The organism is Citricoccus sp. (assembly GCF_032154715.1).
In the GTDB taxonomy this organism is placed as follows: Bacteria; Actinomycetota; Actinomycetes; order Actinomycetales; family Micrococcaceae; genus Citricoccus.
The window spans coordinates 20,399-30,460 of record NZ_JALDXU010000032.1 but is presented as its reverse complement, the minus strand read 5'-3'; the positions used below and the strand labels follow the sequence as shown (position 1 = coordinate 30,460).

The 10,062-nt window shown below is 70.8% G+C and carries 10 protein-coding genes and 2 pseudogenes; 6 read left to right on the top strand and 6 right to left on the bottom strand.

Annotated elements, in window-relative coordinates:
• Both RUH65_RS07520 and RUH65_RS07515 read right to left on the bottom strand, forming a co-directional pair.
• A pseudogene (locus RUH65_RS07520) lies at window positions 1–330 on the bottom strand (hypothetical protein); the annotation flags it as partial.
• Complete coding sequence (locus tag RUH65_RS07515; RefSeq protein WP_313816713.1) at window positions 327–755, bottom strand: NUDIX domain-containing protein; 429 nt, start codon at window positions 753–755, stop codon at window positions 327–329. The pseudogene RUH65_RS07520 and the gene RUH65_RS07515, both read right to left, overlap by 4 nt.
• A 93-nt stretch (window positions 756–848) precedes the next feature.
• Between RUH65_RS07515 and RUH65_RS07510 the strand changes: the two genes are divergently transcribed.
• The 4 genes from RUH65_RS07510 (at window position 849) to RUH65_RS07495 (ending at window position 5,711) form a co-directional block, all read left to right on the top strand.
• The gene (locus RUH65_RS07510; protein ID WP_313816711.1) at window positions 849–2,660 is read left to right on the top strand and encodes a tetratricopeptide repeat protein; all 1,812 of its coding nucleotides are present in this window, start codon (window positions 849–851) and stop codon (window positions 2,658–2,660) included.
• A 169-nt stretch (window positions 2,661–2,829) separates the two neighbouring features.
• Window positions 2,830–3,375, top strand: a complete 546-nt coding sequence (locus RUH65_RS07505) for a hypothetical protein (protein WP_313816709.1) — start codon at window positions 2,830–2,832, stop codon at window positions 3,373–3,375.
• Window positions 3,376–3,402: 27 nt separating this feature from the next.
• Window positions 3,403–5,016, top strand: a complete 1,614-nt coding sequence (locus RUH65_RS07500) for a HAMP domain-containing sensor histidine kinase (protein ID WP_313816708.1) — start codon at window positions 3,403–3,405, stop codon at window positions 5,014–5,016.
• Window positions 5,013–5,711: a response regulator transcription factor gene (locus RUH65_RS07495; RefSeq protein WP_313816707.1), complete on the top strand. Its 699-nt coding sequence runs from the start codon at window positions 5,013–5,015 to the stop codon at window positions 5,709–5,711. The genes RUH65_RS07500 and RUH65_RS07495 overlap by 4 nt, the downstream gene beginning before the upstream one ends.
• 89 nt (window positions 5,712–5,800) lie before the next feature.
• Here the strand turns inward: RUH65_RS07495 and RUH65_RS07490 are convergent, their stop codons facing one another.
• The 3 genes from RUH65_RS07490 to RUH65_RS07480 all read right to left on the bottom strand — a co-directional run bounded on the left by RUH65_RS07490 (window position 5,801) and on the right by RUH65_RS07480 (window position 8,673).
• Window positions 5,801–7,060 carry a phosphotransferase gene (locus tag RUH65_RS07490; RefSeq protein ID WP_313816706.1) on the bottom strand — a complete coding sequence of 420 codons (1,260 nt, stop codon included), beginning with the start codon at window positions 7,058–7,060 and terminating at the stop codon, window positions 5,801–5,803.
• A 17-nt stretch (window positions 7,061–7,077) separates the two neighbouring features.
• On the bottom strand, window positions 7,078–7,788 hold the full coding sequence (locus RUH65_RS07485; RefSeq protein WP_313816705.1) for a hypothetical protein: 711 nt from the start codon (window positions 7,786–7,788) through the stop codon (window positions 7,078–7,080).
• A gap of 255 nt (window positions 7,789–8,043) precedes the next feature.
• Window positions 8,044–8,673 (bottom strand): GNAT family protein, encoded by a 630-nt coding sequence (locus RUH65_RS07480; protein WP_313816704.1) that lies wholly within the window; start codon window positions 8,671–8,673, stop codon window positions 8,044–8,046.
• 119 nt (window positions 8,674–8,792) lie between these two features.
• Here RUH65_RS07480 and RUH65_RS07475 point away from each other — a divergent pair, with 119 nt between their 5' ends.
• A complete protein-coding gene (locus RUH65_RS07475) occupies window positions 8,793–9,578 on the top strand; it encodes a 5-formyltetrahydrofolate cyclo-ligase (RefSeq protein WP_313816703.1) in 786 nt (261 codons plus the stop codon).
• A gap of 46 nt (window positions 9,579–9,624) precedes the next feature.
• Window positions 9,625–9,717, top strand: a pseudogene (locus tag RUH65_RS07470) (FmdB family zinc ribbon protein); the annotation flags it as partial.
• 62 nt (window positions 9,718–9,779) lie between these two features.
• Here RUH65_RS07470 and RUH65_RS07465 read toward each other — a convergent pair.
• Entirely contained in the window at window positions 9,780–9,995 is a 216-nt protein-coding gene (locus RUH65_RS07465; RefSeq protein WP_313816716.1) for a hypothetical protein, read from the bottom strand.
• Between the last annotated feature and the right edge of the window lie 67 nt (window positions 9,996–10,062).

Here is a 10,062-nt window from a genome sequence, read left to right as displayed (position 1 = left end):
GTCCGGGACGAGGTGTGAGGCCATGGCGAGCGAGTCCACCACGGCGACCTGGTGTTCCCCGGCCGCGCCCCACGGTTCAGCGGACGGCTCCCCCACGGCGGCGGGGATGCCCTTGTTCTCGAGGTGGCGCGCCAGCACCATGGCCAACAGCTGTTCCTCCGGACGGGAGCCCGTGATGATGGAGACGGGCGTCTGGGTCGGGGATGCCGTGGCCGCGGGGGTGCCCTCGGCCGTCGGGTCGTCATGGCCCGGGGTGGGCGTGCAGCCGGCCAGGACGCCGGCCGCCAGTGCGGTGGCCGCGATCAGGCCGCCGGCCTTTGTGGCCCTCAACGGCTGACCCCGGCGAGCTCGAGGGCTCGGTGGACCGTCGGCGAGGTGCGGTGACGGTGCAGTTCCTCGAGCGGGATCCAGGCGGCGTCGATGGAGGATCCGTCCGCCTCCGGGCGGAGTTCGCCGGAGACGACAGCGGCGCGGTACAGGACCTGGACCGTCAACAGGGGCCGTCCGGGACGGGAGATGCGGCGGCCGCCCTCGATGGTGCGGCTGGTGACGCCCAGCAAGCCGCCCAGCTCGGCCCGGTAGCCGGTCTCCTCCAGGATCTCTCGCACGCAGGCCTCGTCGGGCTGCTCCCCCAACTCCACCTGGCCCCCGGGCAGCGTCCAGATGTTCTCGGTGGGCCCTTCCCAGAGGCTCAGGAGCAGTGCACTGTCACGGATGACGACGCCGTAAGCGCCGACCCGGCTGTCGAAATCCATGCTCACCAGTCTAGATGTTGAGGACGGGCGGGTCTGGAATACTGGATGGGTTGCAGAGCACACGGGAACGACATGGGATCACGAAGGGCTGGGATGACCGAGCACGACGGCGCTGAGCCGACGCCGGAGCTGCCGGAGGACCTCACGGCCCGCCTGAACGCGGTCCTGGCCCGCCGTTCGCTGACGGGAGGGCCCCAGGGCGAGCCGGACACGGCCCGCGGCTGGCTGGACGTCTCCTACGAGGCTGCCTACGCCGAGGACCTGGCCCGTGCCTCCCGTGCCGCCGAGACCGGCCTGACGGCTCCCGGCGGCCACGACCCGGTCAACCGCGCCAGCCTGTACCGGGCCTTGGCCTCGGTGGCCGCGCTGACCGGCGACCACGCTGCCGCCACCCGCCACATCGCTGATCGCGCCCGGGTCCTGGCGGAGGCCGGCTATCCACACCAGGCGAGGATGGAGACGGAGCTCGGCACCATGTTGCTCCGCGAGCCCGAATCGTTCGAGGCCACCGTGCTGGAGGGCGTGCTCGAGGACGAGCGGACCCGGTCGGCCCAGTCCGTGGACACCGTGCTGCCGGACGTGCTGGTGGCGCTCGCGGTCCGGCACGTCGAGGACGGCCGGTTCGATCCCGCCGTCGACCTGCTGGAGGAGTGCCTCGAGATCCTCGACGCCCGGGTGGCCGCCGCCGTACCGGTGCCCCCTGAGTCCTTGGCGTCCACGCGGATGTTCCTGGCCCACGTCCACCTGATGGGCCACGAGCCGGAGAGCTCTGCCGAGATCGCTAACGAGGTCCTCGCGGGTCAGGCCAACCGCGCCGTGCGGGCCGCCATGTGGATGCTCAAAGCAGTCGTCGCCCATGAGCGGGGAGACTCCGCCACAGCCATCCTCGATGCGCTGCGTTCGGTGGAACTGCACGCCGCCGCAGGAGTGCGCAAGGGTGCCGCCTCAGCCGCAGCCCTGCTGGCCGGCATGGCGGACGACGCCGGTGATCAGCAGGCCTCCATCCTCGCCTGGAAGGTGGCCGTGGCCCAGGCCGAGCAGGGGGAGGTCCCGGAGGCCTCGGATCTGACGCTCGCCTTGGGGCACCAGTTGCTGGAGGCCGAGGAGCATGCCCTCGCCGAACGCGTGCTGGCCGGCCTGGTGCGCCGCGAGGAGGCCGCCCGGCGGCTGCCCGGCCTGGCCCGTGCGTTGGTGGACCTGGGCCATGCTGCCCGTCACCAGAACCGGCCCGCAGAGGCCCTGGAACACTGGGGCCGGGCCTCCACCCTGTTCGAGGAGGCTGGGGCCACCGATGAGGCGGCCCGCATGTACCTCGCCTCCGGCGCCCTGCTGAACCGGCAGGAGAAACCGGAGAAGGCCGCCGAGCGGTTCTCCCGTGCCGTCGAACTGGCGCGCCAGGACGAGGGCACCGAGGACAACGATCCTGCGGTGCTTCCCCAGGCCCTGCATGCCCTCGGGCACGTCCTGTGCGAGCTGGGCGAGGAACGAGGGGTGGCCTTGCTGGACGAGGCCATCGCCCTGGCCCAGGACTCCTCCGCCTCCTGGTATGAGGCCGATTTCACGGACACCCGGGCCCGCGGTCTGTGGGCCCTGCGCAAGGGCGCGGCCGCCGTGTCCTCCGCCCTCACGGCAGCCGACCTGTTCGCCGCCTCAGAGGATGCCATGGCCTCCTCCAACGCCGAGCTGTTCGCCGCCTACGTGCTGCTGGAGCAGGAACGTGCCGAGGAGGCGGCCTCCCTCTTCCGGATGATCACCGAGCAGGAGGACACCGCCCGGTACCTGAGGATGGCCGCCTGGCTCGGGCTGGCCCAGTCCCTGGACCTGTCCGGGGACGAGGACGGCGCCACCCAGGCCCGCCTCGAGGCCGATGCCGCCGCCAGCACGGAGGATCCGGACGACGACTAGTCCGGCCAGACGGGCACGGCCGGCTGAGGCCTGGACACCGAGGTGGGCACCGAAGTGGACACTGCGTCACCTCAGCCGCAGTTCCGTCCTCCCGCACTTTCCGGGGTTTCTTCTGCGGTCGGGTCGGTTTCTCATCTGGACCTCATGTTCGCGCGCGATCATAGGGAGCATGAAGAACGCCGGGAAGGGACTCAAGGCCACCGTCATCATGATGGTGGTCGCCGTCATGGCAGCCCTGGGCATCGCCGTGGTCTCCGCTCAACCGAGGCCAGTCGACCTCGGCGCGATGATCGCCGTGAGTGATGCCCCGTCCGCGAGTGAACGCAACGCTCCGTCCTCGGCCGGCGTCGCCTCCACGCCGCCCAGCACGGCCTCCCCCTCCACTTCTGCCTCCTCGTCGCCGGCTTCGCCGTCGTCCGGCAGTTCGTCCGCACCCGCGACCGGAGCTGCCGCCGAGCCCCCGTCCTCTCGGGTCCAGATCTCCTCCAAGCCCGGTCCGTCGACCACCGCACCGGCCCAGGGCGGTACTGGGTCCAGCGGATCCGGATCCGGTGGCTCTGGTTCGGGTGACGCCGGTTCCGGCTCGCGTCCCGCCGTGCCGGCCCCCCAGCCGGTGCCGAACCCCGCACCTCAGCAGCCCACGTCTGACGATGACGACGACTGGGATGATGATGACGACGATGACGACTGGGAGGATGACGATGATGACGACTGATCGACACCGCATTCCTCGGGCGTGGGGATGACCATTCCCCCGGGAACGCACCCAACGTCGCCGGCCCGGGAGCAATCCCCGCCCCCCCGCGGCCGTTGGCGGACCCTCCGGGCCCTGGTCACCAATTGGAGTGCCCTGCCCGTGCGCACCCGGGTGGTCGCCCTCCTCGTCTTCCTCACCGCTGTGGCCCTGCTGCTCTCCGGGGCGACGGCGTACGCCTTGCAGCGCAGTGGCATGGCCCGCCAGGTCGACGACTCCCTGACGCGGTCGGTCCAGGAGTTCCGCATCCTCGCGCAGGAGGGCATCGATCCCGCGAGCGGCGACCCGTTCTCCGCCTCCGACCAGCTGGTGTTCACAGCCATGCAGCGCACCCTGCCGGCCGAGCACGAGGGCATGCTGGGATTCCAGAACGGGGAGATCAGCTGGACGGCGTCCTCCGCCGTGGAGCTCCGCCTCGAGTCGGACCCGGAACTCGTGCAGTGGGCCGCGGACCAATCCGGTGCGGAGGGCGTGGCCATCCAGACGATCACCACCGCCCAGACCACGTACCGGGCCGTGGCCGTGCCGATCCACTTCGACAATGACTCGGCACCGTCCCTGATGCTCCTCGCCTACGATTTCTCGGCGGAGCTCGGCGATGTGGACAGCACCTTCCTGACCTACGGCCTCGTCGGCTTCGGCGTCATGATCGTGGTCGGCGTAGCCGGGTGGCTCCTCGTGGGCCGGCTGCTCCACCCCCTGCGTATCCTGCAGTCCACGGCGGCGGAGATCTCGGGCACGGATCTGCGACGCCGCGTCCCGGTGTCCGGTCAGGACGACGTGGCCGAGCTGGCCGAGACCTTCAACGAGATGCTGGACCGCCTCCAGGGCGCGTTCTCCTCCCAGCGGCAATTGCTGGACGACGTCGGGCACGAGTTGCGCACCCCCATCACCATCGTCCAGGGACATCTGGAGTTGCAGGATGCCGAGGACGCGGCCGATGTCCGCGAGGTCCGGGAGATCGCCCTCGACGAGCTGGACCGGATGCGGCTGCTCGTGGACGATCTCGTCACCCTGGCGAAGTCGGGCCGGCCGGACTTCGTCAGTACCGCACCGACCGACGTCGGGACCCTCACTCGCGATGTGCTGGGCAAGGCCTCCCCGCTGGGACCCCGGATCTGGACCCTGGACCATGCGGCCGATGTGACCGTGTCCCTGGATGCCCAGCGCATCACCCAGGCCTGGCTGCAGCTGGCGTCCAATGCCGTGAAGTACTCGGAGGAGGGCTCGAAGGTCTCCCTCGGCTCGCAGGCGCTGTCCGGCTCCCTGCGTCTGTGGGTGCGGGACCAGGGCATCGGCATCCGTCCCGAGGACCGGGAGGGCATCTTCGAACGATTCGGACGGGGCTCCAACAGCACCCGTGCCGAGGGATCCGGGCTGGGCCTCAATATCGTGACGGCCATCGTCCAGGCCCACGGCGGCAGCGTGGACGTCCAGTCGGCGCCCGGCATCGGATCCACCTTCTACATCGACCTGCCGCTGGACGGCCCGGCGGACGGCCTTCCGGACGTCACCGAGCGTGGTGGAGCGGACGGCGGCCACGCCGGGCAGGTAGGTTCTCCAGTGAGCACAGCTACCCACCCCGAGGACGGTGCGGCATGAGCCAAATCCTGATGATCGAAGACGAGCCGCGCATCAGTTCGTTCGTGGCCAAGGGCCTCAGGGCCGAGGGGCTGGCCACCACCGTGGCCGCCACCGGGCGCGAAGGGCTCGTCCTGGCCCTGACCGGCGGCTTCGAGCTCGTCATCCTCGACCTCGGCCTGCCGGACATCGACGGCTTCACGGTGCTGGAGAAGATCCGGGCCCAGGACCCGGGCCTGCCGGTCATCATCCTGACGGCGCGCGCCTCCGGCGAGGACACCGTCACGGGGCTGACCTCCGGGGCGGACGACTACATGCCCAAGCCGTTCCGCTTCGCCGAGCTGGTGGCCCGCGTGCGGCTGAGACTGCGCCGCGAGGGCACCTCGTCGTCCGCCCCGGCGGACCCGGTGCTGCGCCATGCCGACCTGGAGCTGGATCCGATCCGGCATGTGGCGGCCATCGGCGGCGTGGAGGTGGATCTGTCCGCCCGCGAGTTCTCCCTGGCCGAGACCTTCCTGCGCCATCCAGGCCAGGCCCTGAGCCGCGAGCAGCTGCTGTCCCGGGTGTGGGGCTACGACTTCGATCCGGGCTCCAACGTGGTCGACGTCTACGTGCGCTACCTGCGCAACAAGCTCGGCGTCACCCGGTTCACCACCGTGCGCGGGGTCGGCTACCGCCTGGTGGACGAGAAGGACTACCAGCCCGCCGGTGACTGAGGCAGATCCCGGGATCGGAGGACCTCGGGGCCCTGGAGTCCTGGCGCCCTGATGTCGTGGATTTTCGGAATCCTGTGACGTCCGCCGGGCTAGAGGTCCAGGAGCGATTCGGCGATGTCCAGCCGTTGCCGGGCCGATCCCTGCCAGTCCCGCCGGCCAGAGTCCCGAGCGCCGGCCACCAGGGACAGCGCCACCGCGGCGGACCGGCACGCCAGCGCCGCCGGGTCGACTCCGGTCGCGAAGTGGCCGTGGAAGCGCCGCAGGGCCTCGTCCACGTGGACGTACCGGCGGTCGACGGCCGGCAGCACGGCGAGGTGCCCGAGGAAGCAGGCCAGGTCGTCCACCCGGTGGCCCGGACCTGCCCCGTCGACGTCCAGCACGCAGCTGATGCGGTTCTGCCTCACCAACAGGTTGGCCTCGTAGAAGTCCCCGTGGGTGGGCACCACCGGTCCCCGGTCCGTGACGGTCAGCTGCCGCTGCAGGTGGTCCACGAGAGACCGGATCCGCCGGGCCTGGTCCGGCAGGGCGGTGGCGGCGGCGTGCCCGTAGTCGGGCGTGCGGTCAGACCAGGCTTCGCGCCGCGTCAACTCCACGAGTTCGGCCGGCATCCGGTCCAGGATCCCCACGACGTCGGCCGGTTCCACCTGCCGTGCCCCGTTCGCCATGATCGCGTTGGCCAGGACCTCGCCCTCGCCCTGCTCGAAGGCCAGCACGTCGGCGACCGGGGGGCCGAGGACCACGGGTACCGGCACCCCGGCCGCCGCCAGCAGTGTGTGGCGGTGGTGGAGCCGGGTGGCGAGGCCGGCGCGCATGACCTTGAGAAAGAGGGTGCGGCTCCCGGACGCCCCTGGGGTCTCGACGGTGGCGGAGGGGTCAGGGGCGCCGGCGGCCCCGGGGACGCCCGTCACCACCGCGCGCAGGACGGCTCGCCGCAGCGGGCGGTAGCTGACGGTCTGCAGGTCCACCAGGGTCCCGCCGCGGCCCCAGAGCGCGGCCACCGACGTCGGGTCGGACGCCAGCGCCAGGCCGGTGAGCAACGGGTCGTGCGGATGGAACCAGGCCGACCAGGTGGCGTCGGAATCCTCGCCTGCCGCCAGGACGGCGTCATCCGGCACGGCTTCCGCGGTCAGGGCGACGAAGAGCTCTTCGGGCTGGTTCCCGGCAACGCGGACGCGGAAGACGCCGGTGGCCCCGGCACCGGGACGGTGCTGGAGATCGACGAGTTCAGCGCTTTCGAGGTGATAGCCCTGTCCGTCAAGGACCTCGCCGAGGCGGCCTCGGACAGCTGCCGAGGACAGGTACTGCACCTGCCGATGCTCCGCCTCGTCCCGGTGCGCGCCCTTGCGCATCGGTACCGGTCCGGGTCTCAGACGGCCCGGCGGCGTTCCAGGACCTTGTCCAGGTCCAGGGTGCGGTTGGCGGTGGCCTCGACCTGGGCGCGGTACTCCGCGGAGACGCCGGACTTCAGCTTGACGCCGGGGCTGGCCTGCGGGGACTCGGGCTTGGCCATCGGAGCCGGCACCAGCCGGTGGGCTTCCTCGGCGTCCAGGTAGGTGGGGCGGGGGACGGACGGCAGGGACGAGGCACCCTCGTCTGCCGCTGCCTCACGGGACACCTGCTCGGTGGCGTCCCGCCCGGTGGTCGGCGCGGTGGCCGGCTTCTCCGCGGGCGCCGTCCCCACACCACGCCCGGAGGTGGAACCGGCGGCCGCATCGAACACGCGGGTCGGTCCGGTGGTGGGCGCGGCCGGCGCGGTGTTCGGCAGGACGGGGTTCATGGCGTCATCGAAGGCGCTCTCGATCCGACGGTCCTTGCGCCGCTTGCGGTCCTGGAGGGCCAGGGCACGCAGGGTGGCCAGGCCGGCCACGGCGACGGCCGCGGCGATGCCGGACACCAGCAGGGTCCCCGCGCCGAACGCGGCCGCGATGCCGGTCCCGAGGAAGGTGAGGGTCGCCAGCACGGCCACGGCGGCGATGATGGTCCGGTCCCACTTGACCCGGAAGCCGGCGGCGGAGTCCTTCGCGGCGTCCACGGGACGGGCATTCTTCCGAGGCATGGACGGGGCGGTGCGCTTCATGGTCTTCCTCCGGTGGCTCCTGGGCTGGGGCTCCTTGTTCGCCCTCCGGTAGATGGCTATCAACCACGCCACCACCAGTGCACACAGCACCAGTGATCCGTGCAGGTGAATGTCCGGAAGGAAGCCCAGTGCAAGGCTGAGCGACTCCTCAAGACTACCTGTGCCTGCATCCACCCCTCAAACGGTACCGGCCGCGAACTACACCGGTGTGATTCGCCACGATATGACTGCCGTGTCGCCGCAGATTCGAGCTCCTCAGCGCCCTTCCCATCGGCCGAGCAGCCCTTCCGGGACCTCGGGAGCGGTCAGGGCATAGGCGTCATGGTCCCGCCACGCCCCGTCGATGTGCAGGAAGTCCCGGCGCATCCCCTCGTGCCGGAAGCCGAGCTTCTCCACCACGCGCCGGCTGGGGACGTTCTCCGGCCGGATGTTGATCTCCATCCGGTGCAGCCCGAGCGTGGTGAAGCAGTAGTCCGTGGCCAGTGCCACGGCGGTCGGTACGAGCCCCTGCCCGGCCCGGGCCTGGTCGATCCAATAGCCCAGCGAGGCCGAGAGCGCCGAACCGCGCACGATCGAGGACACGCTCAACTGTCCGGCGACCACCGGCGGTCCGGCGGCGGACGTCCGCACGCAGATCAGCCACGGCAGCGCCGTCCCGGCCTTGCCGGAGCGGTTGAGGACCTTGACCATCTCGGCATAGCTCTTCAGAGCGGTGGCCGGCTCGGGATTGGTGGCGTCCCAGCGGCGGAGCCAGTCCCGGTTGCGGGCCCGCAGTGACGTCCACTCCTCCTGGTCCCAGCGGCGGAACGGGCGCAGCACGAGGTCCCCGTGTTCCAGGGACACAGGCCAGCGATGGGTCGTCCCGAGGGTGGTGGCAGGCGGCATGTGCCTGATCCTAGGTCGGAGAGGCGATGCCCGTCCTCCAGCAGACTTTGCGGGCAGAAAAAAGTACTGATCTTCGCCCTCAAAGTCGAGTGGTTGCGGGAGGGAGGCAGAATGGGAGCGTGTCGTTCAACGAGTCGTTCAACCCGTCAGCCTCCTCCCCCTCACCGGAGGGAGCAGAGGCCCAGTATTCCGCGTCCCTGACCGGGAACCGAGGCGAGAGCCCGGAGGAGGTGCTGAAGCACCGCAAGCAGGATTTCCGCACCCTCTGGCGGGCCCGCCGGCGTGAGCTGGACCCGGCCGATCGGGGCCGCCAGTCTGCCGACCTGACCTCCACCATCCTCGACTGGTATCTGCCGCGGGCGCAGCACCGCCGCGTCGCCGCGGTGCTGTCCTATGGTGCCGAGCCGGACACCGGGCCGCTGCTCGCGGCACTGCACGGGGCCGGCGTCGAGGTCCTGGTCCCCATCACGGAACCCGGACGGCAGCTGTCCTGGACCGCCTGGCATCCCGGCGTGGACGTGGCCCGCAGCTCAATGGCGCCGATCGACGAACCAGTGGGCGCACGCCTCGGCGTGGAGACGATGGAGACGGTGGACCTCGTGCTGGTACCCGCTCAGGCGGTGGACACCCGCGGCTTCCGCCTGGGCCAGGGCGGCGGCTACTACGACCGTTTCCTGGCCGCCCTGTACCGTCAGCGTTCCGCGTCCAGCACCTCCAGTGTTTCCGGCACCGATGCCGCCCCCGCGCCCGACGCCGGCCCGGCACCGTCGGCGGTCCCCGTCACGGTGGCGATGGTGTTCCGGCAGGAACTGATGACGCGGGGCCAGGTGCCCACCTCGGAGTTCGATGAACCGGTCGACGGAGCCGTCACCGCGGACGGCTTCACGTGGTTCCGTCAGGTGTAGACTTGGCACTCGAAACGTGAGAGTGCCAAGTTGAGAGGACCGTTCGGTGCCCACCTATGCCTACGCCTGCAAGGACTGCGGCCATGAGTTCGACATCGTCCAGTCGTTCACGGATGATTCGCTGACCGCCTGCCCCGAGTGCGAGGGCACCCTGCGCAAGAAGTTCAACTCCGTGGGCGTGGTGTTCAAGGGATCCGGTTTCTACCGCAACGATTCCCGTTCCGAGGGCTCCGGCTCCAAGGCCTCCTCCACGCTGGCCGCGGACAGCTCCTCGAGCGGTTCCACAGAGAGCTCCTCCAGCTCGAGTTCTGACAGCGGCTCCTCGTCCAGTTCCTCGTCCGGCTCCTCCGGGGAGTCGTCTGGTGCAAGCTCGGCGGGTTCCGGGTCCGCCTCGTCCGCTTCGTCGACGTCGTCCACGTCGTCGAGTTCTGCCGCGTAGCTGGCGAACCCTCCAGCCGACGCCGGGCCGGGGCCCGTGCTGGCC

Bases quoted from the DNA above. Each gene is read 5' to 3' on its own strand.
- RUH65_RS07515 (WP_313816713.1), bottom strand. From the start codon at position 755: ATGGATTTCGACAGCCGGGTCGGCGCTTACGGCGTCGTCATCCGTGAC.
- RUH65_RS07510 (WP_313816711.1), top strand. From the start codon at position 849: ATGACCGAGCACGACGGCGCTGAGCCGACGCCGGAGCTGCCGGAGGAC.
- RUH65_RS07505 (WP_313816709.1), top strand. From the start codon at position 2,830: ATGAAGAACGCCGGGAAGGGACTCAAGGCCACCGTCATCATGATGGTG.
- RUH65_RS07500 (WP_313816708.1), top strand. From the start codon at position 3,403: ATGACCATTCCCCCGGGAACGCACCCAACGTCGCCGGCCCGGGAGCAA.
- RUH65_RS07495 (WP_313816707.1), top strand. From the start codon at position 5,013: ATGAGCCAAATCCTGATGATCGAAGACGAGCCGCGCATCAGTTCGTTC.
- RUH65_RS07490 (WP_313816706.1), bottom strand. From the start codon at position 7,060: ATGCGCAAGGGCGCGCACCGGGACGAGGCGGAGCATCGGCAGGTGCAG.
- RUH65_RS07485 (WP_313816705.1), bottom strand. From the start codon at position 7,788: ATGAAGCGCACCGCCCCGTCCATGCCTCGGAAGAATGCCCGTCCCGTG.
- RUH65_RS07480 (WP_313816704.1), bottom strand. From the start codon at position 8,673: ATGCCGCCTGCCACCACCCTCGGGACGACCCATCGCTGGCCTGTGTCC.